This is a genomic window from Rathayibacter sp. PhB186 (assembly GCF_003751825.1).
In the GTDB taxonomy this organism is placed as follows: Bacteria; Actinomycetota; Actinomycetes; order Actinomycetales; family Microbacteriaceae; genus Rathayibacter; species Rathayibacter festucae.
This window is the reverse complement of sequence record NZ_RJKO01000009.1, coordinates 81,172-106,787: the sequence shown is the minus strand read 5'-3', so window position 1 is coordinate 106,787 and position 25,616 is coordinate 81,172. Positions and strand designations below refer to the sequence as shown.

The window sequence follows — 25,616 nt, the reverse complement described above, 5'->3', positions numbered from 1 at the left end:
CCTCTCGGAAGGCGGGACGATGACCCTCCTCGATCAGCACGTCACCGCCGGCCCCGCGACGGCCCGCACTGCTCCGGCCGCGACCTGGGTCCCCGTCTGCGACCGGCTCGAGCTCGAGCCGCTCTGGGGCGAGGCCGCGCTCGTCGGCGGCGTGCAGCTCGCGCTGTTCCTCCTGCCCGACGGCCGCGTCTTCGCCGTCTCGAACCTCGACCCGGCGACCGGTGCGGCCGTGCTCTCCCGGGGCATCGTCGGCTCCCGCGCGGTCGACGGCGTGCAGCGCGCGACGATCGCCTCGCCCCTGTACAAGGACGTCTTCGACCTCGAGACGGGCGTCTGCTACACCTCGCCGCGGCTGCACCTCGCCACCTGGAGCGTGCGGGAGACGGACGGAGTGATCGAGGTCGCCCAGCGGACCGCGCTGGTCTGCGCCTCGCACGGCACCTCCGACGACGACGGCCGCACCGCGGTCGCCGCGCTGGTCCAGGCGGTCCGCGAGGCGAACCCCGCAGCGGATGTGCTCGACTCCTTCGTCGACGTGCAGCAGCCCGACGTGCCGGCCTCCCTCGGCACCCTCGAGCCCGACCGCCCGGCCGTCGTCGTGCCGCTGCTGCTCTCGGCCGGCTACCACGTGCACGTCGACCTCGCCGAGGCCGCGGCGGAGGCGGAGCGCCCCGTCCGCGTGACCGGCGCCCTGGGCCCGGATCCGCGGCTCGCCCGCGTGCTGGCCCGCCGGCTGCGCGAGGCGGGACTCGCCGACGGCGACCGCGTCGTGCTGGCCGCGGCCGGCTCGAGCGACGCCGGCGCGGTCGCCGACTGCTGGGCCACCGGCCGCCTCCTGGCCGCCGAGCTCGGCCGCGAGGTCGCCGTCTCCTTCATCTCGGCCGCCGAGCCGCGCGTCCCGGAGGCGGTGGCCGCCGAGCGCGCCGCCCACCCCGGCGCCCGCGTGCTCGTCTCCACCTACCTCCTCGCCCCCGGCTACTTCGCCTCGCTCGCCGCCTCGGCGGGAGCCGACCTCGCCACCGCCCCGCTGCTCACCGCCGTCGACCCGCCCGCGCGCGAGCTGGTCGACATCGTCTCCGAGCTCTTCGGCCGCAGCGCCTAGGCGCCCGGCCGCTCGCCCCGCTCTCTCCCCGCACTCTCTTCGGCGCGCCCGCGCCCACTCCCCGGAGGATCCGATGACTGCTGCACCGCCCACCACCGCCCCCACCACCACGAGCGCCGCGACGACCACCCCGTCGGGCATCACCCGCCGCCCCGGCCGCTGGATCGACGGCTGGAACCCCGAGGACCCCGCGCAGTGGCAGGCGGAGGGCCGACAGGTCGCCGGCCGCAACCTGCGCTGGTCGATCTTCGCCGAGTTCCTCGGCTTCGTCGTCTGGCAGCTCTGGTCGGTCGTGGTCGTCCAGCTGCCCGCGGCCGGCTTCGACTTCAGCACCGGCGAGATCTTCTGGCTGATCTCGATGCCGAGCCTCGTCGGCGCGACGCTGCGGATCCCGTACACCTTCATGGTCCCCCGCTTCGGCGGGCGCAACTGGACGATCGTGTCGGCCGGGCTCCTGCTCATCCCGAGCATCGGGCTCGCGCTCGCGGTGGGGAACCCGGACACGCCCTTCGGCGTGATGCTCCTCGTCGCGGCGCTGGCCGGCTTCGGCGGCGGCAACTTCGCCAGCTCGATGGCCAACATCACCTTCTTCTACCCGCACGCTCAGAAGGGCTACGCGCTCGGCCTGAACGCCGCGGGCGGCAACCTCGGCGCCTCGGTGGCACAGCTCATCGTGCCGATCGCCGTCACGATCGGCGCCGCGGCCACGGTCAACCTGCCGCTCGCCGGCCTGATCTGGGTGCCGCTGATCATCGTCGCGATGATCGGGGCTTGGAAGCGGATGGACAACCTCTCGACGGCGAAGGCCGACGTCGCCGCCTCCCTCGCCGCGCTGCGCGAGCCGCACCTCTGGCTGCTGGCGGTGCTCTACATCGGCACCTTCGGCTCGTTCATCGGCTTCGCGGGCGTCTTCCCGAAGCTCATCGCCGACACCTTCCCCGAGTTCTCGCAGTTCTCCGTCGGCTCCGCGACGCTGACGCTCGCCTTCCTCGGCGCCCTGGTCGGCTCGCTCTCGCGGCCCTACGGCGGCCGTCTCGCCGACCGCTTCGGCGGGGCACCCGTGACGATCGCCGCGTTCGTCGCCATGGGCGCCGGCATCCTCTTCGTCATCGCGACGCTGCCGCTCGGCAGCTTCTGGCTCTTCCTCGCCGGCTTCCTCGTGCTGTTCGCCTCGGCGGGCATCGGCAACGGCGCGACCTACCGGATGATCCCGACCGTCTTCGCCCTGCGCGCCCGGCAGAAGGGCGACGACGGGGTCGGCGCTCAGCGCACCGCGGCCGCGGCCCTCGGCCTGATCTCGGCGATCGGCGCGTACGGCGGCTTCGTCATCCCGCAGCTGCTCGGCTACTCGAAGACGACCTTCGGCGACTACACGACGGCGCTCGGCTGGTTCGTCGCGGCCTACGCGGTGATGCTCGCGATCACGGCGGGCGTTTACCTCCGCCTGGCCGCGAAGACCGGGACCCGGATCTGACGATGACCGCCGCTCCCGCCCCGACCGACTCGCACTGCCCGTACTGCGCACTGCAGTGCGCGATGACGCTGACCCGGATCGACGACCCGACGCCGGTGAGCATCGCGGGGCGGGAGTTCCCGACCAACCGGGGCGGGCTCTGCGCGAAGGGCTGGACGGCCGCGGAGCTGCTCGCGAGCGGGCAGCGGCTGCGGGCGCCGCTGATGCGCGGATCGGACGGCACCTTCGTCGAGGTCTCCTGGGACGAGGCGCTCGACGCGGTCGCGGCGGCCGTCACGAAGGCTCAGGAGCGGCACGGAGCGGACGCGGTCGCGGTCTTCGGCGGCGGCGGGCTGACCAACGAGAAGGCCTACCAGCTGGGGAAGTTCGCCCGGATCGCGCTCGGCACCTCGCGGATCGACTACAACGGCCGCTTCTGCATGTCCTCGGCCGCCGCCGCCGGCAACCGGGCCTTCGGCGTCGACCGCGGGCTGCCGTTCCCGGTGACCGACCTCGACGAGGCCGACACGATCCTGCTGCTGGGCTCGAACGTCGCGGCGACCATGCCGCCCTTCCTGGCGCACCTGGCCGGGGCGCGCTCGCGCGGCGGGCTGATCGTCGTCGATCCGCGCCGCTCCGCCACCGCCCGGCTCACCGAGGACGGCGCCGGGCTGCACCTGCAGCCGGCGCCCGGCACCGACCTCGCGCTGCTGCTCGGCCTCACCCACCTCGTGCTCGCCGAGGAGCTGGCCGATCGCGACTACCTCGCCGCGCGCACGACCGGGTTCGACGCGGTGCGCCGCAGCGTCGCGTCCTGGTGGCCGGAGCGCACCGCCTCCGTCACCGGCGTGCCGGCTGAGCTGCTCCGCGGCACCGCCCGCCGCCTCGCGAGCGGTCGCACCTTCGTGCTGACCGGCCGCGGGGTCGAGCAGCACGTGGACGGCACCGACACCGCCACCGCAGCGATCAACCTCGCGCTCGTGCTCGGGCTGGTTGGGCGGACGGGCTCCGGCTACGGCACCCTCACCGGCCAGGGCAACGGCCAGGGCGGACGCGAGCACGGGCAGAAGGCCGACCAGCTCCCCGGCTACCGCTCGATCCGCGATCCGGAGGCGCGGCGCCACGTCGCCGGCGTCTGGGGCGTGGACCCGTCGACGATCCCGGGACCGGGGCTGCCGGCCGTCGCGCTGCTCGGCGAGCTCGGCCGCTCGGTGCACTGCCTGCTCGTGCACGGCTCGAACGTGGTCGTCTCGGCACCCGACGTCGACGCGGTGCGGGCCGGGCTCTCCGCGCTGGACACGCTGATCGTCTGCGACTTCTTCCTCTCCGAGACCGCGGCACTGGCCGACATCGTGCTGCCGGTGCCGCAGTGGGCGGAGGAGGAGGGCACGATGACCTCGCTCGAGGGCCGCGTCCTGCGCCGCCGCCGCGCGCTCGACCCGCCCGCCGGCGTCCGCAGCGAGCTGTGGATCCTGAGCGAGCTCGCCCGCCGCCTCGCCGCGCCGTCGACCTGGTCGACCGACCCGGCGGAGGTGTTCGACGAGCTGGCCCGCGCCTCGGCCGGCGGCGTCGCGGACTACTCCGGGCTCTCGCACGCGCTGCTCGACACCGGGATCGCCGCGTACTGGCCGTACCCCGTCGGCAGCACCGGCACACCGCGGCTCTTCGGCGAGCGCTTCGGCCACGCCGACGGCCGGGCCAGGATGGTCGCCGTCAGCACCGCTCCCCCGGCGCCGGTCGACGTCGGCGACGAGCTGACGCTGATCACCGGCCGCTACCTCCAGCAGTACCAGTCGGGCACGCAGACCCGGCGGGTCGCCGAGCTCGACGCGGCGCGGCCCGAGGCGCGGCTGGAGATCCACCCGGCCACCGCCTCCCGGCTCGGCGTGCGCGACGGCGGGCCGGTCTCGGTCGGCAACGCGCGCGGAGTGGTGCGGGCGCGCGCGAGCGTCACGGCCGACATCCGGCACGACACGGTCTTCCTGCCGTTCCACTACGCGGGCGAGCAGTGCGCCAACCTGCTGACCGAGGCGGTCGTCGATCCGATCTCCTCGATGCCGGAGTTCAAGCGGACGCGGGTCTGGATCCGCGCGGAAGGGGTGCTCGATGTCTGAGCCGATGACGGCGGCAAGCGGAGCAGTCGCGCCCGAGCGGGTCGTCCTGCTCGGCTACGGGCCGGTGGGCGCGCGCTTCGTCGAGGAGCTGCTGCCGGCCGTCCGCGCCGGGGCGGTCGCGCTGACCGTCGTCGGCGCGGAATCCGCCGACGCCTACAACCGCGTGCTGCTGGCCGAGTACGCCGTCGGGCGGGCGACCCGCGAGCGGCTCGACCTCGGCGACCGCGCCACGGCCGAGACGGCCGGCGTGGTCTTCCGGCTCGGGGCCGCCGCCGTCGGCCTCGACCGCGCGCGCGGGGTCGTCCGCCTGCACGACGACGAGCGCCTCCCCTACGACCGCCTCGTCTTCGCGACCGGGGCCCGGGCGAACGTGCCCACCCTCGCCGGGATGGAGCGCTCGCGGCGCGACCGGCGAGTGCGCTCGGCGCTGCCCGCGACGCTCGACCAGGGAGCGAGCCCGCTGCCCGAGCGCGTCGTCGCGCTGCGCGACCTCGACGACGCGCACGTCGTGCTCGACGCGGTGCGCGCCCGGTCCCGCATCGTGGTGCTCGGCGCCGGGGTGCTCGGGGTCGAGTTCGCGCTCGCCGCCGCCGAGCAGGGCGCCGATGTCGTCGTCGTGTATCACGGCGACATCCCGATGGGACGGAACCTCGATCACGGCGGCGGGCGGATGCTCGCCGCGGCCGCCGGCGCCGCCGGCGTCGACATGGTCTCGCACACCCGCTCCGAGAGCATCCTGCTCGCCCACGACGACCTCGGCCGCGCGCACTTCCAGGCGCTGGTCTGCGCGGACGGCAAGCAGATCGAGGGCGACCTGCTCGTGCTGTCCTGCGGCGTCGGGGCGCGCACCGAGCTCGCGGCGAGCGCCGACCTCGCGGTCTCGACCGGGATCCTCGTCGACGAGCACCAGCGCAGCTGGACGGACCCGCGCGTCTTCGCGATCGGCGACTGCGCCCACGTCGCGGCCCGGGGCTCGGCGCTGCCGGACGGCCGCGTACCCGGCGGCCCCAGCGGGCTGATCGGGCCCGGCTGGCAGCAGGCCGACCGCCTCGCGGCGCGCATCGCGGCGGAGGCGGCGGGTCGCCTCGCCGACGAGCGCGTGCCGGCCGCGCGCCCCGCCGTGGTGATGCTGAAGGCCGAGGGCGTCGACCTGGTGGCGGGCGGCGATCCGACGGCCGAGCCCTGGGACGCGTGCGACGGCGCCCCGCACCCCGAGGTCACCGTCTGGGCCGACCCCGCCAGGGGCGGCTACGCGAAGCTCGTCACCGTCGGCGGAGTGCTGCGCGGCTTCGTCTCGGTCGGCCTGCCGCGCGTCGGCGCGGAGCTGACGCTGCTGTTCGAGCGCGGCTCCGAGCTGCCGGCCGACCGCTCGAGTCTGCTGCGGCTCGACGCCCCGGACGCGGGCGCGGCCCCGACCGGCGACCCGTTCGCTCCGGACGCGACGGTCTGCTGGTGCAACGGCGTCTCGGCCGGCACGATCGCGGACGCGGCGGCCGCGGGTCACGACACGGTCGCCTGCATCGGCTCGGCCACCCGGGCCGGCACCGGCTGCGGCGGCTGCACCGGCCGGATCGCGGAGCTCCTGGCCCGCACGGCCGTCCCGGCCTGAGACGTCCACGAGCGGACCCGTATCAGGCCCCGGTTCCCGAATGCACCCCGACGCCTGATCCGTTCGCCACTTCCTGCTGCTTCGGCCCCCGCATTCCAGCAGAAAGTGCCGAACGGAGCACAGCTCCCTGAGGCGCTCAGTCCGCGGCGTCCAGCGCCTCCGCCAGGCGGCGGGTCACCGCGCGCAGCTCGAGCTCGGCGCCGCGGACGCGCTCCTCGAGGTCGGCCGTCCGCGACTCTCCGGCGGTGAGCAGCGGCGGAGTGACGGCCAGCGACTCCTCGGTCTCGCGGCGCAGCTCCGCCAGCGCGGCGCGGTCCTCGTCGAGGGCCGCGCGCAGCCCGGCCGTCTCCTCGCGCAGCGCCGCCGTCTCGGCGCGCACCGCCGCGAGCTCGTCCCGGAGCCCGGCCAGCTCGCCGCGGACCGCCGCGACCTCCTCGCGCACCTCCTCGGTGCGCAGTCGCGCCTGCTCGAAGTACGGCGCGACCATCCGGTGCACCGCCTCGCGCAGCGCGACGCCGCCCCGGCCGAAGCGGGTCGGTGCGGAGGCGGGGTCGGCCCTGAAGTCGTGGTCGTCGGTCATTCGTCGTCCCGTCCGGAGAAGCGGCGGTGGAGCACGTCCATCGCGCGGTGGTCCTTGTCCATGATCTCGGCCTCGAGGGCCGTGTCGGCGGCGCGCTCGGCGAGGCCCGGTCGCGAGCGGCGCTCCAGCGACCGCTCGAGCAGCTCGATCGAGCGCCCGAACGAGAGCGGTCCGCGGGCCGCCGCGCGCCCCCGCCGGCCGAGGGCCTCGAGGTCGGTCGCGCCGCTCACCACGTCGCTCATCGCCTCGAGCAGCGCAGGCGCCGAGCGGCGGATCTTGACGCAGTCGACCCCGTCGACGAGGAACTCGGCGACTCCGCTCGCGGCGGTCACGATCGGCACGCAGCCGGCCGCGGCCGCCTCCACCGGCGCGACGCCGAACGGCTCGCCCGCCCAGGTCGGGAAGAGGAAGGCGTCGGCGCGCCCGTGCGCGGCGAGCACCTCGTCGCGGGGGCGCGGGCCGTGGAACGTCACGACACCCTCGAGCCCGGCCGCGGCGGCGGCGGCGCGGTAGCCGTCCACGTCGCCGTCGCCGTAGAGGTCGACCCGGAAGTCGCGGGTCCGCTCGGCGAGCGCGGCCGACGCCTCGAGCACGAGGTCGACGCCCTTGTGCTCGCCCAGCGACGCCGCGAAGGTGAAGCGCGTGACGCCGCCCTCGCGGTACGTCCGCGGGCCGTCGTCCTCGGGCACGACGACGCCGCGGCCGATCACCTCGACGTCGCCGAGCTGCAGCCCGCCCGCCTCGATCGACTCGACGAGCGAGCGGCTCACGGCCACGATCTCGCCGCGGTCGAAGTGGTCGGCCCGATCCGCTCCGTAGACCGCGAGCACCTTCTCCGGCAGGCCGTCGACGAGCGCGTTCGGCGTGCGGTCGCCGAGGTTCCACAGCCAGCCCGCCTCGACCCGGCGCAGCAGGTCGACGATCGCGAGCCCGCCGATCCCCAGCAGGTTGAAGGCCACCACGTGGGTCGGAGCGAAGTCGCGCAGCTCCTCGAGCAGGATGCGGGTGTTCTCGAACCGCGACACCGCGCTCTCGTGGTGCATCAGCCGGGCGATCTCGCCGCCGGTCTGCGGCAGCGGGAAGTAGGTGCGGAGGCTCAGGGTGCGGTGCACCTCGACGCCGGACGGCTCCGGCGGCAGGTAGGTCGGCGTGGTCAGCACCCGGACGTCGTGGCCGCGGGCGGCCATCGCCTCGGCGACGCGGGCGCAGGTCATCTCGTAGCCGCCGAGCACCTGCGGCGGGTAGAGGTTGCTGAGGAAGAGAAGTCTCATGCGCTCGCTCCCTGCCGGCCGGCGTCCGCGGCGATGCGGGCGGTGACCTCGGGCGTGTAGCTCGCGCCGGCCTGGCGGTCGTTGCCGCCGTCCCAGTAGTTGACGAGGTAGAGGCCGGTCTGCTGCGTCCGCGGGACGAACGGGAAGAGCTCGGCGGCCGGCTCGATCTGCGCGACGCGGTAGCCCGCGTCGACGGCGCGCACGTGCAGCCAGATGTCGTCGGCGTCGGGCGCGACCTCCCGGAAGGCGTCGCCGTGCTCGGCGATCGCGACCATCAGCTCGCTCGGGAACAGCTGCCCGGACACCGAGGTGCCGAAGACGTCGAAACCGGCCCGCGTGTCCGCGACGGGCGGCCAGCTCGTGTACGGAGCGACGACGCCGTCGGCGACGAGCACCCGGTGCGCGCGGTAGCAGAGCACTGTCTCGCGCGGGTAGCGCGCGCGGGCGTCGAGCAGACCCCGGAGCCAGCTGCGCGGGTAGACGATGTCGTCGTCGGAGGTGACCAGGTCGCGCTCCCCCGCCCGCCCGGAGAGCAGGTGCGGGTAGTACTTGGTGTGCACGCGGTAGCCGTCGACCAGCCGGATCTCGAGGCCGCGGCGGCGCAGGCGCTCGAGGCTCGCGGGCAGCGCGGTGAACAGCGCCGGGTCGTCCAGCCAGAGCACGAGCCGGGCCGGGCGGGCGGACCCGCGGGCGATCGACTCGATCGCGACGTGCACGCGCCGGATCCGCTGGCCGTGGGTCGTCATCGTGACGACGACCTCGCCGGCCGGGTCGACGACCGGGCGGCGCGAGACGCGGTTGGCGAGGTCGAGGCCGAGCAGCTCGCGCCGGAACGCGAGCGAGCGCGGGTGGTCGATCGGGCGGGCGGCCACGACCGCGGCGCGGCGCTCGCGGAGGCTCTGCGGCGCGGATCGGGCCCGGCGCGCCAGGCGGAGCAGGCGGGTGCGGGGGCGGAGCCGGGCCCCCAGCGCGGCGAGGCGCGTGCGGGGCCGGAGACGTCGGCCGAGCGCGGCGAGGGCGGAGTGCATCGGTCCAGGATAACCAGGCACCCCTGGACGGCCGGTGGTCTCAGCGGCCGCCGAGGACCGCATAGGCCCGCACCGGGAAGGTGCCGAAGCCGCTCACCTTGGGCGGGACCGCGGTGAAGCGGGCGCCCGCGGCGGGGAGCTGCTCGAGCCCGCGGAGGTGCTCCACGACGTGCACTCCCGCGGCGAGGAGGAGGCTGTGGGCGGGCCGCTCGCCCCCGCCCTCGACGTCGTCGATGTTGACGGAGTCGATGCCGACGAGCACCGCGCCGCCGGCGATCAGCGCCTCCGCCCCGGCCGCGGTGAGGAACGGCGCGCCGCTCGCGTACCCGGGCGTGGCGAAGTGCGCGTCCCAGCCGGTCGAGAGCAGCACCGCGGCCCCGGAGACGTCGAGTCCGCCGAGCGCGTCGTGGTCGATCCCGCGCCGTCCGGCCGCGCGCGCGTCAACGACGACGGCGGGGAGGTCGACCAGTGTCTCGAGGTCGAGCCCGGCCAGGTCGGTGCCGCCCTCGTAGCGGTGGAACGGGCTGTCGAGGTAGGTGCCGGTGTTGCCGATCATCTCGATGACGTCCAGCGCGAACTCCGTGCCCGGGGCGTAGGAGGCACGCGAGGCCTCCCGCGTGAGGTGCGGTCGGATCCGCGGCGACGGCAGGCCCGGGTAGGTCACCAGCCCGTCCGCGACGGTGTGACTGAGATCGACGATGCGGCGCGCGGAGGAGGTCATGCCTCCGATGCTGGCAGTGGCAGGATCACCGCGTCCCTCGAAGAACTGCCACTCATCGCCCGAAGAAGGCCAGCCGTCGGCCACCTCCGGCACGCGGAACCACCTCCGGCACGCGGAAACGACCGGATCCGGCGAGCCCGACCGCGAATCACGAGCCGAACATGCGCAGGTGACTGCCGGGCGCACCTCCGGCACGCGGAAACACCTCCGGCACGCGGAATCCGCCGACTCCTGCGAGCCGGACGCGATCCCACGAGCCGGAGGTGCGAGCAGACGCCTGGGCGACGCCGGACTCCGCCCGGGCCGCCTGCGCCGCTACTTCTTCGGCAGCGCCGCCGCGAGGTCCGCGATCAGGTCGCTCGCGTCCTCGATGCCGACCGACAGCCGCACCAGCGACTCCGACACCTCGAGCGGCGTGCCCTTGACCGACGCGTGGGTCATCTCGCTCGGGTAGCCGATCAGCGACTCCACGCCGCCCAGCGACTCCGCCAGCTGGAACAGCTCGGTCGACTCCGCGAACTTCCGCGCCGCGCGCGGCGTCGCCAGCTCGACCGAGAGCATGCCGCCGAAGCCCGACATCTGGCGCTTCGCCAGCTCGTGGCCCGGGTGCGAGGGCAGCCCCGGGTAGTGCACGGCCGTCACCGCGGAGTGCCCGGCCAGGAACTCGGCGACCGCCTGAGCGTTCTTGGAGTGGCGCTCCATCCGGATCGCGAGCGTCTTGATGCCGCGCACGGTCAGCCAGGCGTCCATCGGGCTCGAGATCGCGCCGACCGCGAACTGCAGGAAGGCGACCTTCTCGGCGAGCGGGCCGGAGCGCAGCGCGAGCGCCCCGCCGACCACGTCCGAGTGCCCGCCGAGGTACTTCGTCGTCGAGTGCACGACCACGTCGGCGCCGAGCGCGAGCGGCTGCTGCAGCGCCGAGGAGGCGAAGGTGTTGTCGACGACCACGATCAGGTCGTGCGCGTGCGCCAGGTCGGCCAGCTCCGCGATGTCGCTGATGGTCATCAGCGGGTTCGACGGCGTCTCGACCCAGAGCATCTTGGTCTCGCCGGGGCGGATCGCGTGCTGCACCTCGCGCAGGTTCGACATGTCGACCGCGGTGTTGCTGATGCCCCAGGCCGCGTGCACCCGGTCGATCAGCCGGTGGCTTCCGCCGTACGCGTCGTTGCCGAGCACGATGTGGTCGCCGGGAGCGAGCGCCGCGCGGATCAGGGTGTCCTCGGCGGCGAGGCCGGAGGAGAACGAGTAGGCGACGTCCGCGCCCTCGAGCGAGGCGATCAGCTCCTGCAGCGAGTCGCGGGTCGGGTTCGCCGAGCGGGCGTACTCGTAGCCGCCGCGGAAGCCGCCGATCCCGTCCTGGACGAAGGTCGACGTCATGTAGACGGGCGGGACGACGGCGCCGGTGGTCGGGTCGAACTCCTGACCGGCGTGGATGGCGCGGGTGTCGAAGTGCTGCTTCTTGGGCATGATCGCGGGGCTTTCCTGGTCGAGGGGGTGGAGAAGAAGGGAGGGGGCGGCGCTCAGGCCGTCGCGAACGACAGGAGGTCCTGCCGGGTGATCACGGCGACGGGCTTGCCCTCGTCGGTGACGAGCAGGGCGTTCGCCTCGCTCAGCGCGGCGCGGGCCGCCGTGATGCTCTCACCGAGGCCGATCAGCCGGAGCGCGTCGCCGGCGGAGGCGCCGATCGGATCGGTCATCGAGGTCGCACCGCTGAAGACGCGGTCGAGCAGCTCGCGCTCGTCGACCGCGCCGACGACCTCGCCCATCACCACGGGCGGCTCGGCGGTGAGGACGGGCAGCTGCGAGACGCCGTAGGTCGTCATGATCTCGATCGCGTCGCGGACGGTGTCGCTGGGGTGCACGTGCACGAGGGCCGGCAGGTCGCCCGTGCTGGGGTTCGCGGCCCGCGCCGAGAGCACGTCGCGGACGGTGCCCTCCTCGCGGTGCTCGAGGAAGCCGTAGGAGCGCATCCAGCGGTCGTTGAAGATCTTGCCGAGGTAGCCGCGCCCGCCGTCGGGCAGCAGCACGACGACCACGTCGTCGGGTCCGAGCTCGGCGGCGGCCTTGAGCGCGACCGAGACGGCGAGGCCGCTCGAGCCGCCGACCAGCAGGCCCTCCTCGCGGGCGAGCCGGCGGGTCATCGCGAACGACTCCGCGTCGCTCGAGGCGATGATCCGGTCGACGACGCTCGGGTCGTAGGCGCTCGGCCAGAAGTCCTCGCCGACGCCCTCGGTCAGGTACGGGCGGCCGCCGCCGCCGGAGTAGACCGAGCCCTCGGGGTCGGCGCCGACGATCTGCACGCGGCCCTCCGACACCTCCTTGAGGTAGCGGCCGACGCCGCTGATGGTGCCGCCGGTGCCGACGCCCGCCACGAAGTGCGTCAGCTTCCCGGCGGTGTCGCGCCAGATCTCGGGGCCGGTGGTCTCGTAGTGGCTGAGCGGGCCGTTGAGGTTCGCGTACTGGTTGGGCTTGAAGGCGCCCGGGATCTCCCGCGCCAGCCGGTCGGAGACGGAGTAGTAGGAGTCCGGGTCCTCGGGAGCGACGGCCGTCGGGGTGACGACGATCTCGGCGCCGTACGCGGTGAGCACGTTCCGCTTGTCCTCGCCGACTTTGTCGGGCAGGACGAACACGCAGCGGTAGCCGCGCTGCTGCGCGACGAGGGCCAGGCCGATGCCGGTGTTGCCGCTGGTCGGCTCGACGATCGTGCCGCCGGGCTTCAGCAGGCCGTCGCGCTCGGCCGCGTCGATGATGCGGGTCGCGATGCGGTCCTTGGACGAGCCGCCGGGGTTGAGGTACTCCACCTTGACCAGGACGGTGGCCTGCACGCCGGAGGCGACCGGGCCGAGCTTCACGAGCGGGGTGTCGCCGATCAGGTCGAGCACCGAATCGGCGTACGCCATCCCGGTGTCCGGGCGTGCGGGAAGGGCTCGATCGAGGGTCATGCGGCCAGCGTATCAACCGCGGATCGCCGGATGACGGGGGTCGCCGAGACCCCCGGACGCGGCCCCGGCACGGTCCGCGGGAGAGTGGTTCAGCGCAGAGGAGTGCCCTATCGTGGGGGTCCTCGCGTCACCGCCGACCGGAACGGACACCGCCTGCAATGACCCCTCCGATCACCGCCACGACGCGGGGTCCGGCCGATGCACGCCTGCTCAGACTGCTCGGCCCCGCCATGGTCGCCGGAGTCGCCTACCTCGATCCGGGCAATGTCGCCAGCAACATGACGGCGGGCGCCCGCTTCGGCTATCTGCTCGTCTGGGTGGTCGTCCTCGGCAACCTGATGGCCTGGCTGATCCAGTACCTCTCGGCCAAGCTCGGCCTGATGACGGGCAAGTCGCTGCCCGAGCTGCTCGGCGAGCGCCTCCGCGGCCGCTGGGGCCGTCGGGCGTACTGGCTGCAGGCCGAGACGGTGGCGATCGCCACCGACCTCGCCGAGGTCATCGGCGGCGCGATCGCGCTGAACCTGCTGTTCGGACTGCCGCTGCTCGCGGGCGGACTCGTCACCGGGGCGGTGTCACTGGTGCTGCTGGTGATCCAGACCCGCGGCGGCGCGCAGCCGTTCGAGCGCGTGATCACGGCGCTGATGGTCGTCATCGCCGTCGGCTTCACCGTGGGCGTGGTCGTCGATCCGCCGGACGCGGGCGCGGCGGCGGCCGGGCTCCTCCCCCGCTTCGACGGCTCCGAGTCGGTGCTCCTCGCCGCGTCGATCCTCGGCGCCACCGTGATGCCGCACGCGATCTACGCGCACTCCGCCCTCGCGCGCGACCGCTTCGGCCGCGTCGACGGGGTGACCGCCCGCCGGAGGATCCTCACGGCCACTCGGATCGACGTCACCGTCGCCCTCGCGATCGCCGGCACCGTGAACCTCGCGATCCTGCTGCTCGCCGCGCACTCGCTGTCCGGCGTCGCCGGCACCGACAGCCTCGAGGGTGCGCACGCCGCGATCGGCGCGGCCCTCGGCCCGGTCGTCGCGACGCTCTTCGCGGTCGGCCTCCTCGCCTCCGGCCTCGCCTCGACCTCGGTCGGCGCCTACGCCGGCGCGGAGATCATGCACGGGCTGCTGAACCTGCGGGTGCCGCTCGTCGCCCGCCGCCTCGTCACGCTGATCCCGGCGCTGATCGTGCTCGGGATCGGCTTCGACCCGACCCGCGCGCTCGTGCTCAGCCAGGTCGTGCTCTCGTTCGGCATCCCGTTCGCACTCGTGCCGCTCGTCGCCCTCACCCGCGACCGCGCCCTGATGGGCGACCAGGCGAACCGCTGGTTCACCACCCTCGGCGCGATCCTCGCTGCCCTCTTCCTGATCGTCCTCAACGGCCTGCTCCTCTGGCTGACCTTCACCGGCTGAGCGCGGCGGATCTCGATACGCCCTCTTCGAGGGCTACTCGATCACCATGAGGCGACGCCCTCTGCGAGCGCGGCCCGACCACTCTGCGCTGCATGCTGGTCGAGCAGCCCCGGAGGGGCGTATCGAGACCCGCCCACCCCGAGCACTCCCACCCCGCATTGATCCGATCCGGAGCCTCGCTCGTTATCCTCTGAGAGCGCCTCTCAGGCGCCTGCGCCTCCCCCGGCGCGCCACCCCGCGATCAGAACGAGAGACGCCACCGTGCCCAAAGACACGATGTCCGCCAAGAACCGCGCCCGCCAGGACAAGGTCGAGGCCTACAAGCGCGAGCAGGCCAAGCGCAAGCGCAGCGGCCGGATCTGGATCTGGTCGCTCTCGGCCCTCGCCGTCGTCGCGATCGGCGGCATCGTCGCCGTCACCGTCTTCGGCAACCAGCAGATCGTCGAGGCCCGGCAGATCGACGGCCTGCAGACCTTCGAGAACGACGCGACCCACGTCGCCGGCACCGTCGACTACGCGCAGACCCCTCCCGCGGGCGGCCCGCACAACGCCGTCTGGATGAACTGCGGGGTCTACAACGAGCCCGTCCCGAACGAGAACGCCGTGCACGACCTCGAGCACGGCGCCGTCTGGGCGACCTACGACCCGTCCCTCCCGCAGAGCGAGGTCGACGCCCTGATCGCCGCGATGCCCGACACCTACGCGGTCGTCTCGCCCTACGAGGGTCTCGACTCCCCCATCGTGCTCAGCGCCTGGGACGCCCAGGTCGCCATCGACTCCCCCGAGGACCCGCGCATCGACGCGTTCATCGAGCGCTTCTGGCAGTCCTCGACCGCACCCGAGCCCGGTGCCCCGTGCACCGGAGGCATCGATGCGCCCGGCAAGCAGTAGGGGCCGCCTCCTCGTCGCGGCCGTCGCCGTCGTCGCCCTCCTCCTGGGCGCGGCGGGCGGCTACCTCTTCGGCGCCCTCGCCCCGTTCTCCTCCTCGGCCACCCCGTCGAGCACCAGCGCGGAGGCCGGCTTCGCCCGCGACATGCAGGTGCACCACCTCCAGGGCGCCGAGCTGGCGATGATCGCGCGGAACCGCAGCGCCGACGACGAGGTGCTCACCGTCTCGAAGGACATCCTGCTCACCCAGCAGCAGCAGGCCGGTCAGCTCTTCGGCTGGCTGAACTCCTGGGGCCTCCCGCAGGCGGCCCCCGAGCCGTCGATGACCTGGATGGGCCGGCCGACCCTCGCCGGCGCCGCCGACGAGCACTCCTCGATGGGCATGTCCACCGAGGAGGACGTCGTCCCGGAGAGCATGCCCGGCCTCGCGACGCCCGAGCAGATCGCCGAGCTGAGCACGCTCACCGGCCGCGACTTCGACCGCAGGTTCCTCGAGCTGATGATCGCCCACCACCGCGGCGCGATCGACATGGCCGAGGCGCTGCTCGCCCGCAGCCGCGCCACGGTCGCCACCGACTTCGCCTCCTCCGTGGTGAAGGCCCAGGAGGCCGAGATCTCCCTGATGGAGCAGATGCTCACCGACCGCCCGGCGGTCTGACCGGCGTCCTGCGTGCAGAACGTCAGCGGAGAGCCGTGCTCATCCGCCATCGGCGATGAGGGGCCGTCTCAGCTGATGTCCTGCACCATCACCCCGCACAGCGACCGGGCGATCCCCTCTCTCGGGCCGTCTCAGGGCTGAGACGGAGTCGACCGGGGTCTCAGCGCTGAGACGGCCCGAGAGTCGACGCCGCTGCAGGTCCGCTCGGCGGGATGCGACAGCGGGAGCGACGGAGTGGCCGAGGGCGTCCTCAGGAGCTGAGGGCCGTCTCGACCTGCTGGGCGTAGAGGGAGGCGTAGAGGCCGCGGCGCTCGATCAGCTCGAGGTGGGTGCCCGACTCGACGATGCGTCCGCCATCGACGACGTGGATGACGTCGGCCGAGACGACCGTCGAGAGGCGGTGCGCGATCGCGATGGTGGTGCGGCCGCGGGCGGCGTCGTCGAGGGCGGTCTGCACGATCCGCTCCGAGACGGTGTCCAGTGCGCTGGTCGCCTCGTCGAGGATGAGCACGGCCGGGTCCTTCAGCAGCACCCGCGCGATCGCGAGGCGCTGCTTCTCGCCGCCGGAGAGCCGGTAGCCGCGCTCGCCGACGAGGGTGTCGTAGCCGTCGGGGAAGGACGCGATCGTGTCGTGGATGTTCGCGGACCGGGCGGCCGCCTCCAGCTCCTCCTGCGTCGCGCCGGGGCGGGCGTAGCGGAGGTTGTCGGCGATCGTCGCGTGGAAGAGGTAGGTCTCCTGGCTGACGATGCCGATGTGCGAGACGAGCGACTCCTGCCGCAGCTCCCGGACGTCCGTGCCGGCGAAGCGGACGGAGCCCTCGGTGACGTCGTAGAGCCGGGGCACGAGGTACGAGATGGTCGTCTTGCCGGCGCCGGAGGGACCGACGAAGGCGACGAACTCACCCGGCGCGATCGAGACCGAGACGTGGTCGAGGGTCGGCCGGACGTCGTCGGTCTGGTCGGGGTAGCGGAAGACGACCTCGTCCAGCTCGACGCGGCCGAGCTCGCCGTCGACGTCGCGGGCGCCCGCGCGGTCGGCGATGGCGGGCCGCAGGTCCAGGTACTCGAAGATGCGGGCGAAGAGCGCACCGGCGGTCTGCAGGTCGAGCGCGACGCGCATCAGCCCGAGCAGCGGCCACATCAACCGGGCCTGCACGGTCGTGAACGCGACGACGGTGCCCGCGGTGACGGTCGTCCCGCCGAGGATCAGCCAGGCGGCCACGAGGTAGACGACCACGGGGATCACCGAGAGGAAGATCTGCACGGTCGCGAAGAACCACTGCCCGGACATCTGCTGGCGGACCTGGAGGTCGATCTGCCGGCCGTTCTCATCGGCGTAGCGGGTGACCTCCGACTCCTGACGGCCGAAGCTCTTGGCGAGCAGGATGCCCGAGACGCTCAGCGTCTCCTGCGTGATCGCCGTCATCTCGGACAGCGACTCCTGCGTCTTGGTGGCGATCCGGGCGCGGACCTGGCCGACCCGGCGCTGCGCGATCACGAGCACCGGAGTGAGCACCACCGCGACGATCGTCATCTGCCAGGAGAGCAGGAGCATCGCGACGACGGCCGCGATCACGGTGACGGTGTTCCCGAGCACGCTCGAGACGGTGTTGGTGAGGACGCTGGCCACGCCGCCGACGTCGTTGGCGAGGCGCGACTGGATGACGCCGGTGCGGGTGCGGGTGAAGAAGCCGAGCTCCATCGCCTGGAGGTGGCGGAACAGCCGGATGCGCAGCTCGCCCATCACGCTGTTGCCGACCGTGGCGGTGAGGAAGGTCTGCCAGACGCCGAGCACGGCGGAGACCACCCAGATCAGCACCATCACGCCGACCAGCTCGAGCAGGACGGGGAGGTTCGGGCGGCCGCCGGGCGGGAAGAGCCCGCGGTCGAAGGCGAGCTGGGTGAGCAGCGGCGGCACGACGGTGAGGGCGGCGCCGACGAGCACGAGGGCGACGGTGAGAGTGAGCTTCGTGCGGTGGGCGTGGAAGAGCGAGGCGATCCGGGAGAAGAGGTGGTCGATCCGCGGAGCGTCGGAGTTCTTCCGCCGCTGGGCGTCGGGGTCGCTGCTGGAGATCTTCCCGCGCACCGCGCCCGCGCGCATCCCGCCGCCGCTCGCGACGTCACCCATCCTGCTCATCGCTCGACCATAACCCCGGCCGCCGACACCGCCCGCGGCTTCCGCCCACGGCGAAGATGTGCTCAGCGGCGGGCCCTCGGCGGCGTACCTGCCGACCCCGACGGGCCGCGTTCCGCGGACTCCGCTCCCCGGGTCTCGATACGCCGCGTCCCGCGGCTACTCGACCGGCATGGATCACCGACCGTCCGCGGCATGCCTGTCCGGCCACCGCCTTCATGCTGGTCGAGTAGCCCCGCAGGGGCGTATCGAGACCCGACGGCACCAGCACGGCGGGTCTGCGGACTCAGGTATTGACGGTGGTGGATCTCGATACGCCCGCTTCGCGGGCTACTCGATCAGCATGAGCGGCCCCCCTTCGCGGGCTGCTCGATCAGCATGGGGGCACCCGCACCGACGAGCCGGAAACGACAGAAGGCCCGGGCCCTGCGTGAGCAGGACCCGGGCCTTCCCTCGCACTCGCTGGCGGTTCGCGGCGCCGTCGGCTGCAAGGCGGAGGAGGAGAGCTGTAGCGGAGCTACTGCCGACGACGACAACGCCGCAGACGGCGGTGCCGCGGACCGTCAGCCCTTCGTCGCGCCGGCGAGGAGGCCGCGGACGAAGAAGCGCTGGAGGGCGAAGAACACGATCAGCGGGACGATGATCGAGATGAACGCGCCGGCCGTGAGGAGCTCCCACGACTGGCCGTACGAGCCCGAGAGGTCCTGCAGAGCCTTCGTGATCGGCAAGCCCTGCCCGGAGGTGAAGACCGTCGCGACCAGCAGGTCGTTCCAGACCCAGAGGAACTGGAAGATGCCGAACGAGGCGATCGCCGGGACCGACAGCGGCAGCACGATGCGGAAGAAGATCTGGCCGTGGCCGGCTCCGTCCACGCGCGCCGCCTCGATGACCTCGCCGGGGATCTCCGAGATGAAGTTGTGCAGCATGAAGATCGCCAGCGGGAGCGCGAAGATCGTGTGCGCGATCCACACCTTCGCGTACGAGCCGTCCAACCCGTTCACTCCGAGTCCGGGGAGGATGTAGAGGTTGCCGATGCGCAGGCCGTCCGAGAACAGCTGCAGCAGCGGCACGAGGGCCATCTGGATCGGCACGATCTGCAGCGAGAACACGAGCACGAAGAGCGTGTTGCGGCCCTTGAAGTCGATCCAGGCGAACGCGTAGGCCGCGAGGCTGGCGATCGTGATCGGGATGAGCGCCGCCGGCAGCGTGATGACCAGCGAGTTCACGAACGCCTTGCCCAGCGTCAGGCTGTCGCCGGAGTTGAGCGCGTTCGCGTAGTTGTCGAGGGTGAAGCCGGGGTTGGCGAAGATCGTCCACCAGCCGGTCGTCTTGATGTCGTTCGCGGGGCGGAACGACGAGATGAACAGCCCGAGGGTCGGGATGGTCCAGATCGCCGCGATGATCGCGGCCGCGAGCGTCGCTCCGCGCGAGGTGGTCGCCTTGCGGACCTTGCCGCTGGCCGCCTCGATCTTCGACTCGCCGCGGGCGAGCGCGCGCTCGGTGCTGCGGTCGACCGGAACCTGGATCGGAGTGGGCGTGACGCTCATCGGATCTCCCTCTGCTTGGCGAGCTGGCGGGCGTTGTAGACGACGATCGGGAGCACGAGCAGGAACAGGATGACCGCGAGGGCCGCGCTGTAGCCGCTGCGGGCGCCGAGCTGGAACTGGCGCACCATCTCGAAGGCGAGGACGGTGGTGTCGGAGCGGCCGCCGGTCATCGCCGAGACGATGTCGAAGACCTTCAGGGACGCGATCGAGATCGTGGTCAGCACGACGACGATCGAGGAGCGGATGCCCGGGACGACGACGTTCCAGAACGACTGCCAGGCGTTGGTGCCGTCGAGCGACGCCGCCTCCAGCTGCTCGGACGGCACGCCCTTGATGGCGGCCGAGAGGACCGTCATCGCGAAGCCGGCCTGGGTCCAGATCAGCACGACGACCAGGAACAGCGTGTTCCACGGCTCGAGGCCCAGCCAGTCGACGGGCGAGCCGCCGAACGCGGTGAGGATGCCGTTGAGGACACCGATCTGCTCGCCCTGGCGGGTGTCGTAGAAGAACTTGAAGATGATCGACGCGCCGACGAACGAGATCGCCATCGGCATGAAGACCAGCAGCTTGAAGAACTTCTCGCCGCGGCTCTTGTCGATGAAGACCGCGTAGGCGAGGCCGATCGCGGTGGCGGTGATCGGGGCGAGGAGCACCCAGACCACGGTGTTGAGGAAGGCGGTCACGCCGTCCGGGCTGGTGAAGACCCAGATGAAGTTGTCGAGGCCGGCGAAGCCGGAGCCGTCGTTCTTCATGAAGGCGTTCAGCGCGGTCGTGATCGTCGGGTAGATCAGGCCGATCAGGATGAAGAAGGCGGCCGGAGCCATGAACGCGATCAGCTGCAGTCCGTAGCCCGCGCCTTTGCGGGACCGGAAGTCGAGCAGGAAGAGGATGCCGCCGATGACCGCCGCGACGACCGCGACCCACATCACCGAGTTGTAGAGGCCGAACGCGAGGAGGAGGACCACCGGGAGGAGGACCGTGACGGCGAGGCGGAGGATCGTGTAGCCGGTGCCGCGCCGCGGGGCGATCTCGACGAAGAAGAGGATGATCGCGACGACCGCCGCGAACGCCAGAAGGATGATGGGGATCTGCGCGAGCGGGGGGATGCTCGCCAGCCACTGGAAGAAGCCGGACATGGACGCCCTTTCGAGTGCGACTCTGAACTCTGGTGAGGCCCGGTCCGGCCGGACCGCGGGTGCGATCCGGCCGGACGGGCATCGGTCGAGGGCCGCCGCTCCGGGGAGCGACGGCCCTCTCCGCGACTGCTAGGAGGTGTAGCCGGCCTGGATCTCCTCGAGGACCTGATCGGTGCTCGAGCCGTCGATCCAGTCGACCATGCCCTTCCAGAAGCTGTCGGCGCCGACGGACTTCGGCATGAGGTCCGAGCCGTCGAAGCGGAAGGTGGTGTCCGGGTCCTGGAGGATCCCGATGGAGTCCTTCAGGATGTCGCTGCCGGCGTTGGCGGCGTCGAGGCCGGTGTTCGCCGAGATGACGCCACCGAGCTTGACGCGGCTGTTGGCCCAGTCGGCGCTGGCCAGGTACTCCTGGACCTTGGCGGTGTCCTCGTCGTTCGAGAACGCGGCGACCATCTCGCCACCACCGGTGACGGCCTGGGCGTCGCCCGCCTCGGCCGGCGGGGTGAGGAAGGCCCAGACGTCGCCGTCCTCGGCGACGTTGGCGCCGGCCGAGATCAGGAAGCCCTCGAAGAACGAGGCCTGGTGGGTCAGCGCGCAGGTGCCGTTGGCGACGTTCTGCGCGACGTCGCCGAAGGCGGTCGAGTTGATCGAGGAGACGTCGCCGTAGCCGGCGTTGACCAGCGTCGGGTCGAGCAGGATCGAGCCGACCTTGTCGAAGGCCGCCTTGATCTCGGGGTCGGTGAACGGGGTGTCGCCCGCGACCCAGGAGTCGTACACGTCGGGGCCGGCCTCGCGGAGGACGGCGTCCTCGATCCAGTCGGTGCCCGGCCAGCCGGACGCCTCACCGGAGTTGAAGCCCGCGCACCAGGACGGTCCGCCGGTCTTCTCGGCGATGGTCTTGCCCAGCGCCTCCATCTCGTCCCACGTGGTGGGAACGGAGACGCCCCACTCGGCGAACTTCTTCGGCGAGTACCAGATGTAGCCCTTGACGGAGGCCATCAGCGGCGCGCCGTACTGGGTGCCGTCGACCTGGCCGTACTTCTGCCAGTCCTCGGACCAGTTGTCCTGGACGTTCTTGAGCGCGCCGGCGGGCAGCTCCTGGACCTTGCCGGAGGCGACGGTGTCGGCGAGCAGACCCGGCTGCGGGAAGATCGCGAGGTCGGGGGTGTCGCCACCCTGGACCTTGATGCCGATCTGCTTCTCGAACTCCTTGTCGCCGGTGTACTTGATGTCGATGCCCGACTCCTTCTCCCAGTCCGCCCAGGACTGCTCGAGAAGGGTGGCCTCGTCGCCGTTGATGGTGCCGTAGACGTTGACGACGCCGTCGGCGGTGCCCACGGTGCCGGCAGAGCTGCCGCCGCCCGCGTTCGGGTCGTTCGGGTCGCTGCTGCTCGAGCAGCCGGCGAGGGCGATCCCGGCCGCTGCGAGAACGGCGACGGGAAGGGTGATACGGCGGTGCAGGGATGACCGCATGGTTCCTCCTCATTGAGTGGTGGTTCAGCCGAGGGCCGGTGCCGTCCGGCGGGCCGGCGGGCTGAGGCGACTCGAAGCAGGTGCTGCGACGACTCGGATGCTGTTGGTGGTTCCGTGCGGAGACTCTCCGAGCGGAACACCGGGTTCGTGTGGCTCGGGCCTCCACGGAGGGAAACCTTTCCACAAGATCGATGAAAGCACAACGGCGGCGATAGAGCGCTCTCTCAGATAACGATCCGGCGACGAACCGCGGGAAATCGGGCCGTGCGCCGCGGGAGATCGATCTCGACGCTCCCCCTCGCGTCGAGCCCGGGGTATAACTTTCTGGAACCGTTTCCAGCACCGACGCCGGACGGTCCGGGAGGAACGCCGTGCCAGGCATCGAAGAGGTCGCCGAGCTCGCGGGAGTGTCGAAGGCGACCGTCTCGCGCGCCCTGAGCGGCCGCGGCTACGTCTCCGCCGGGACGAAGCAGCGGGTCGAGCACGCCGCGTCGAGCCTCGGCTACGTCGTCTCCGCCAACGCCTCGAGCCTCGTCACCGGGCGCAGCAACAACGTCGCCGTGATCATCCCGGTGATCAACCAGTGGTTCTTCGGCGGGATCATCGAGGGCATCGAGCGCGCCCTGCTCGCCGCCGGCTACGACCTGCTCCTCTACAACATCGACAAGCACCGCGACGCGCGCCGCAGCGTCTTCGAGTACTACCTCGTCCGCAAGCGCGTCGATGCGATCGTCGCCGTGACCCTCGAGATCTCGCCCGACGAGACGGAGGCGCTGCTCGCCCTGGGCAAGCCGATCGTCGGGATCGGCGGCTCGCTCCCCGGCATCCCCACCTTCAGCATCGACGACGTCGCCGCGGCCCGGCTCGCCACCGAGCACCTGCTCTCCCTCGGCCACGAGCGCATCGTCCACATCGGCGGACTGGCGGAGGAGGAGATGGACTTCCACGTGCACACCAAGCGCCACGAGGGCTTCTCGCAGGCCCTCGCGGCGGCCGGACTCGAGCGCGAGGCCGGCCACTTCGTGCCGACCCGGTTCGACATCCCCGGCGGGCACCGGGCCGGGCGTCAGGTGCTGGGCGACCCGCGCACCCGGCCGACCGCGATCTTCGCCGCCTCCGACGAGATCGGGATCGGCATCATCCTCGCGGCGCGCGAGCTCGGGCTCTCGGTGCCGGAGGACGTCTCGATCATCGGGATCGACGACCACCCACTGGCCGAGCTGTTCGGCCTGAGCTCGATCCGCCAGGACCCGCGGCAGCAGGGCGAGCTCGCGGTCGCGCTGGTTCTGGAGGCGCTGGCCGCGCTGGCCCGGGGCGAGGCGCCGCCGCCCGCCCGGCACACGACCATCCCCGCTTCGCTCGTCATCCGCACCAGCACGTCGGCGCCGCGGGGCGCGAGAATCGGAGCATGAGCGACTCCGAGTCCCCCTCCCCCGTCGTCCGCGATGCGCCCGAGCGCTCGCGCTTCGAGATCTCCGTCGGCGGCGAGACGGCCGGCTTCGCGGCCTACGTCCGCCGCGGCGACGAGGTCGTGCTGACCCACACCGTCGTCGACGACGCCTGGGAGGGACACGGCCTCGGCAGCGTCCTCGCCCGTGCCGCGGTCCTCGCGGTGACGGAGGCGGGAGGCACCGTCGTCCCGCGCTGCCCCTTCGTCGCGGCCTGGCTCCGCAAGCACCCGGACTCGGGCGCCCGCGTCCGCTGGCCCGAGGACTGAGCCGAGGCGGACGCCTCGGGGCTTGCGGACCATCGTGCCGACGCGCCTCACAGCGCGCGCTTCTTCGCTGATCGAGTAGCCCGCGCAGCGGGCGTATCGAGATCCACCACCGGCAACACTCACTGCTGACGACCGCGGGTCTCGATACGCCCCTGCCCGGCTACTCGACCAGCATGGAAGCGAGCGCCGCCGCTCAGGCGGGCGGAGTGCGGGAGCCGATCTCCTGGAGGGACCAGGTGTTGCCGTCGGGGTCGGCGAAGTGGGAGTACTTCACGCCGCCCATGTCCTGGACGTCCGACAGCTCGAGACCGCGCTCGACCAGCTCGGCGCGCGCGGCGGCGATGTCGTCGACGACGAGGTGCAGCCCGCGGACGACGCCGTCCTCCGGCCCGGGCCCCATCCCGGTGCCGATCACGATCGAGCAGGAGGAGCCGGGCGGTGTCAGCTGGACGACCCGCATCGACGGCGAGGGCCGGACGTCGTGATCGACGTGGAAGCCGACGACGTCCGCGTAGAACGCCAGCGCCCGATCGACGTCGGAGACGGGCACGGGGACGAGTTCGAGTCGCATCTGCACCCGCTCATCCTGCACCCCCTGCCGACCCGGTCCGGAGCGGCGCGGCCCTCCATGCTGATCGAGTAGCCCGCACAGCGGGCGTATCGAGATCGCCCACCGTCAGCACTCACTGCTGACGACCGCGGGTCTCGATGCGCCCCTCCCGGGCTACTCGACCAGCAGGGAGAGGGCGGGGTCAGTCGCGCGGGGCGACGACGAGGCGCTCGTGCATGATCTCGACGGCGCGCTCGAGGACGCGGCGGTCCTCGGGGCGGAGGTCGGCGAAGATCGGCGTGAGGGCGTCGCCCAGCTGGGTGCGCCAGGCGCTGAGCGCGGCGGCGCCGTCGGGCGCGAGGCGGATCTGCCAGGCCCGCGCGTCGGCCGGGTCGGCGATGCGGTCGAGCCAGCCGGCCTCGACGAGGTTCTTCACGATCTTGGTCATCGTGGGCTGCGAGACGCGGCTCTGGGTCGCCAGCTCGCCCAGGCGCATCGGCCCCATCGACAGCAGCACCGACAGGGTGCGCCAGACCGCCTGCGACTCCTGGTTGTCGGTGGCCTGCGCGGCGAGGCGGGTGATCCGGTGCGTCACCGAGACGAAGTCGCTCAGCAGCTCGCTCAGCGACACCTCGCTGGGCGGCACGTCGCGGGCCGGCAGGCCTGCGAGCGGATCGATAGCAGTCACCCGCCGATTCTAGAGGCTGCGTCGCGCGGCACCGGGGAGGCCGGTCACCCCCGGTCGGGGACGCCGGGGCGGTGACCACAGCGCAGGGAGGACAGCGCGACGACGAGCGGGAACGACGAAGGGCGCCGCCTCCGAGGAGACGACGCCCTGCGCCGGTGGGCCCGCCCGAGGGAGGACCCGTGCACCCTGACGGGTGCGAGGGGATTACTTGACGGTGACGGTCGCGCCGGCGGCCTCGAGCTGGGCCTTGGCCTTCTCGGCGGTCTCCTTGTTGACGGCCTCGAGGACAGCCTTGGGGGCGCCGTCGACGACAGCCTTCGCCTCGCCGAGGCCGAGGCTGGTGAGCGCGCGGACCTCCTTGATGACCTGGATCTTCTTCTCGCCGGCGGCCTCGAGCACGACGTCGAACTCGGTCTGCTCCTCGACCTCTTCGGCCGGGGCGGCCGGGCCGGCGACACCAGCAGCGGCGACGGGCGCGGCGGCGGTGACCTCGAAGACCTCTTCGAACTTCTTCACGAACTCAGAGAGCTCGATGAGCGTGAGCTCCTTGAAGGCCTCGATGAGCTCGTCCTGCGTGAGCTTTGCCATGATTTTTCTCCTTG

General features: G+C 72.5%; 22 protein-coding genes. 9 read left to right on the top strand and 13 right to left on the bottom strand.

Annotation, left to right across the window (positions count from 1 at the left end; translation table 11 throughout):
- Positions 1-19: 19 nt before the first annotated feature.
- From nirD to EDF45_RS18345, 4 genes are all read left to right on the top strand, one after another.
- Positions 20-1,102, top strand: coding sequence for a nitrite reductase small subunit NirD (gene nirD, locus EDF45_RS18360; RefSeq protein WP_123737345.1), 1,083 nt, complete (start codon positions 20-22; stop codon positions 1,100-1,102).
- A gap of 73 nt (positions 1,103-1,175) precedes the next feature.
- Positions 1,176-2,576: an MFS transporter gene (locus tag EDF45_RS18355; RefSeq protein WP_123737346.1), complete on the top strand. Its 1,401-nt coding sequence runs from the start codon at positions 1,176-1,178 to the stop codon at positions 2,574-2,576.
- Between the two features lie 2 nt (positions 2,577-2,578).
- The gene (locus EDF45_RS18350) at positions 2,579-4,669 is read left to right on the top strand and encodes a molybdopterin oxidoreductase family protein (RefSeq protein ID WP_123737347.1); all 2,091 of its coding nucleotides are present in this window, start codon (positions 2,579-2,581) and stop codon (positions 4,667-4,669) included.
- Entirely contained in the window at positions 4,662-6,278 is a 1,617-nt protein-coding gene (locus tag EDF45_RS18345; RefSeq protein WP_260312279.1) for an NAD(P)/FAD-dependent oxidoreductase, read from the top strand. Before EDF45_RS18350 ends, EDF45_RS18345 begins: the two co-directional genes overlap by 8 nt.
- A 136-nt stretch (positions 6,279-6,414) precedes the next feature.
- Here EDF45_RS18345 and EDF45_RS18340 read toward each other — a convergent pair whose 3' ends face one another.
- The 6 genes from EDF45_RS18340 to EDF45_RS18315 all read right to left on the bottom strand — a co-directional run bounded on the left by EDF45_RS18340 (position 6,415) and on the right by EDF45_RS18315 (position 12,778).
- Entirely contained in the window at positions 6,415-6,858 is a 444-nt protein-coding gene (locus EDF45_RS18340) for a hypothetical protein (protein ID WP_123737349.1), read from the bottom strand.
- A complete protein-coding gene (locus EDF45_RS18335) occupies positions 6,855-8,129 on the bottom strand; it encodes a glycosyltransferase family 4 protein (protein ID WP_123737350.1) in 1,275 nt (424 codons plus the stop codon). The genes EDF45_RS18340 and EDF45_RS18335 overlap by 4 nt, the downstream gene beginning before the upstream one ends.
- Entirely contained in the window at positions 8,126-9,157 is a 1,032-nt protein-coding gene (locus EDF45_RS18330; RefSeq protein WP_123737351.1) for a glycosyltransferase, read from the bottom strand. Before EDF45_RS18330 ends, EDF45_RS18335 begins: the two co-directional genes overlap by 4 nt.
- A 40-nt stretch (positions 9,158-9,197) precedes the next feature.
- Positions 9,198-9,878 (bottom strand): cyclase family protein, encoded by a 681-nt coding sequence (locus tag EDF45_RS18325; RefSeq protein ID WP_123737352.1) that lies wholly within the window; start codon positions 9,876-9,878, stop codon positions 9,198-9,200.
- Between the two features lie 315 nt (positions 9,879-10,193).
- Positions 10,194-11,345, bottom strand: coding sequence for a cystathionine gamma-synthase (locus tag EDF45_RS18320; protein ID WP_123447781.1), 1,152 nt, complete (start codon positions 11,343-11,345; stop codon positions 10,194-10,196).
- A gap of 53 nt (positions 11,346-11,398) precedes the next feature.
- Complete coding sequence (locus tag EDF45_RS18315; protein ID WP_123447782.1) at positions 11,399-12,778, bottom strand: cystathionine beta-synthase; 1,380 nt, start codon at positions 12,776-12,778, stop codon at positions 11,399-11,401.
- Positions 12,779-12,978: 200 nt separating this feature from the next.
- Between EDF45_RS18315 and EDF45_RS18310 the strand changes: the two genes are divergently transcribed.
- From EDF45_RS18310 to EDF45_RS18300, 3 genes are all read left to right on the top strand, one after another.
- Positions 12,979-14,223 (top strand): Nramp family divalent metal transporter, encoded by a 1,245-nt coding sequence (locus tag EDF45_RS18310; RefSeq protein ID WP_123447783.1) that lies wholly within the window; start codon positions 12,979-12,981, stop codon positions 14,221-14,223.
- Positions 14,224-14,484: 261 nt separating this feature from the next.
- Entirely contained in the window at positions 14,485-15,114 is a 630-nt protein-coding gene (locus tag EDF45_RS18305) for a DUF3105 domain-containing protein (protein WP_260303445.1), read from the top strand.
- A complete protein-coding gene (locus tag EDF45_RS18300; protein ID WP_123737353.1) occupies positions 15,095-15,769 on the top strand; it encodes a DUF305 domain-containing protein in 675 nt (224 codons plus the stop codon). Before EDF45_RS18305 ends, EDF45_RS18300 begins: the two co-directional genes overlap by 20 nt.
- A 250-nt stretch (positions 15,770-16,019) precedes the next feature.
- On the opposite strand, the gene EDF45_RS18295 is transcribed toward EDF45_RS18300, so the two are convergent.
- From EDF45_RS18295 to EDF45_RS18280, 4 genes are all read right to left on the bottom strand, one after another.
- Positions 16,020-17,897, bottom strand: coding sequence for an ABC transporter ATP-binding protein (locus tag EDF45_RS18295; protein WP_123737354.1), 1,878 nt, complete (start codon positions 17,895-17,897; stop codon positions 16,020-16,022).
- A gap of 569 nt (positions 17,898-18,466) precedes the next feature.
- Positions 18,467-19,450 (bottom strand): carbohydrate ABC transporter permease, encoded by a 984-nt coding sequence (locus tag EDF45_RS18290; protein ID WP_123447787.1) that lies wholly within the window; start codon positions 19,448-19,450, stop codon positions 18,467-18,469.
- Positions 19,447-20,586, bottom strand: a complete 1,140-nt coding sequence (locus EDF45_RS18285; RefSeq protein ID WP_123705268.1) for a carbohydrate ABC transporter permease — start codon at positions 20,584-20,586, stop codon at positions 19,447-19,449. Before EDF45_RS18285 ends, EDF45_RS18290 begins: the two co-directional genes overlap by 4 nt.
- 129 nt (positions 20,587-20,715) lie before the next feature.
- Positions 20,716-22,059 (bottom strand): ABC transporter substrate-binding protein, encoded by a 1,344-nt coding sequence (locus tag EDF45_RS18280; protein ID WP_123737355.1) that lies wholly within the window; start codon positions 22,057-22,059, stop codon positions 20,716-20,718.
- Positions 22,060-22,430: 371 nt separating this feature from the next.
- On the opposite strand from EDF45_RS18280, the gene EDF45_RS18275 reads away from it, so the two are divergent.
- A complete protein-coding gene (locus tag EDF45_RS18275; protein ID WP_123737356.1) occupies positions 22,431-23,471 on the top strand; it encodes a LacI family DNA-binding transcriptional regulator in 1,041 nt (346 codons plus the stop codon).
- Positions 23,468-23,776 carry a GNAT family N-acetyltransferase gene (locus EDF45_RS18270; protein ID WP_123737357.1) on the top strand — a complete coding sequence of 103 codons (309 nt, stop codon included), beginning with the start codon at positions 23,468-23,470 and terminating at the stop codon, positions 23,774-23,776. The genes EDF45_RS18275 and EDF45_RS18270 overlap by 4 nt, the downstream gene beginning before the upstream one ends.
- Before the next feature lie 193 nt (positions 23,777-23,969).
- Here the strand turns inward: EDF45_RS18270 and EDF45_RS18265 are convergent, their stop codons facing one another.
- The 3 genes from EDF45_RS18265 to rplL form a co-directional block, all read right to left on the bottom strand.
- Positions 23,970-24,353, bottom strand: a complete 384-nt coding sequence (locus EDF45_RS18265) for a VOC family protein (RefSeq protein WP_185020268.1) — start codon at positions 24,351-24,353, stop codon at positions 23,970-23,972.
- A gap of 175 nt (positions 24,354-24,528) precedes the next feature.
- Positions 24,529-25,014 (bottom strand): MarR family winged helix-turn-helix transcriptional regulator, encoded by a 486-nt coding sequence (locus EDF45_RS18260; protein WP_243581350.1) that lies wholly within the window; start codon positions 25,012-25,014, stop codon positions 24,529-24,531.
- Between the two features lie 204 nt (positions 25,015-25,218).
- Complete coding sequence (gene rplL, locus EDF45_RS18255; protein WP_055791021.1) at positions 25,219-25,602, bottom strand: 50S ribosomal protein L7/L12; 384 nt, start codon at positions 25,600-25,602, stop codon at positions 25,219-25,221.
- Positions 25,603-25,616 lie beyond the last annotated feature (14 nt).

Excerpts from the sequence above, each read along its gene's own strand:
- nirD (WP_123737345.1), top strand. The coding sequence starts at position 20 with ATGACCCTCCTCGATCAGCACGTCACCGCCGGCCCCGCGACGGCCCGC.
- EDF45_RS18355 (WP_123737346.1), top strand. The coding sequence starts at position 1,176 with ATGACTGCTGCACCGCCCACCACCGCCCCCACCACCACGAGCGCCGCG.
- EDF45_RS18350 (WP_123737347.1), top strand. The coding sequence starts at position 2,579 with ATGACCGCCGCTCCCGCCCCGACCGACTCGCACTGCCCGTACTGCGCA.
- EDF45_RS18345 (WP_260312279.1), top strand. The coding sequence starts at position 4,662 with ATGTCTGAGCCGATGACGGCGGCAAGCGGAGCAGTCGCGCCCGAGCGG.
- EDF45_RS18340 (WP_123737349.1), bottom strand. The coding sequence starts at position 6,858 with ATGACCGACGACCACGACTTCAGGGCCGACCCCGCCTCCGCACCGACC.
- EDF45_RS18335 (WP_123737350.1), bottom strand. The coding sequence starts at position 8,129 with ATGAGACTTCTCTTCCTCAGCAACCTCTACCCGCCGCAGGTGCTCGGC.
- EDF45_RS18330 (WP_123737351.1), bottom strand. The coding sequence starts at position 9,157 with ATGCACTCCGCCCTCGCCGCGCTCGGCCGACGTCTCCGGCCCCGCACG.
- EDF45_RS18325 (WP_123737352.1), bottom strand. The coding sequence starts at position 9,878 with ATGACCTCCTCCGCGCGCCGCATCGTCGATCTCAGTCACACCGTCGCG.
- EDF45_RS18320 (WP_123447781.1), bottom strand. The coding sequence starts at position 11,345 with ATGCCCAAGAAGCAGCACTTCGACACCCGCGCCATCCACGCCGGTCAG.
- EDF45_RS18315 (WP_123447782.1), bottom strand. The coding sequence starts at position 12,778 with ATGGCGTACGCCGATTCGGTGCTCGACCTGATCGGCGACACCCCGCTC.
- EDF45_RS18310 (WP_123447783.1), top strand. The coding sequence starts at position 12,979 with ATGACCCCTCCGATCACCGCCACGACGCGGGGTCCGGCCGATGCACGC.
- EDF45_RS18300 (WP_123737353.1), top strand. The coding sequence starts at position 15,095 with ATGCGCCCGGCAAGCAGTAGGGGCCGCCTCCTCGTCGCGGCCGTCGCC.
- EDF45_RS18295 (WP_123737354.1), bottom strand. The coding sequence starts at position 17,897 with ATGGGTGACGTCGCGAGCGGCGGCGGGATGCGCGCGGGCGCGGTGCGC.
- EDF45_RS18290 (WP_123447787.1), bottom strand. The coding sequence starts at position 19,450 with ATGAGCGTCACGCCCACTCCGATCCAGGTTCCGGTCGACCGCAGCACC.
- EDF45_RS18285 (WP_123705268.1), bottom strand. The coding sequence starts at position 20,586 with ATGTCCGGCTTCTTCCAGTGGCTGGCGAGCATCCCCCCGCTCGCGCAG.
- EDF45_RS18280 (WP_123737355.1), bottom strand. The coding sequence starts at position 22,059 with ATGCGGTCATCCCTGCACCGCCGTATCACCCTTCCCGTCGCCGTTCTC.
- EDF45_RS18270 (WP_123737357.1), top strand. The coding sequence starts at position 23,468 with ATGAGCGACTCCGAGTCCCCCTCCCCCGTCGTCCGCGATGCGCCCGAG.
- rplL (WP_055791021.1), bottom strand. The coding sequence starts at position 25,602 with ATGGCAAAGCTCACGCAGGACGAGCTCATCGAGGCCTTCAAGGAGCTC.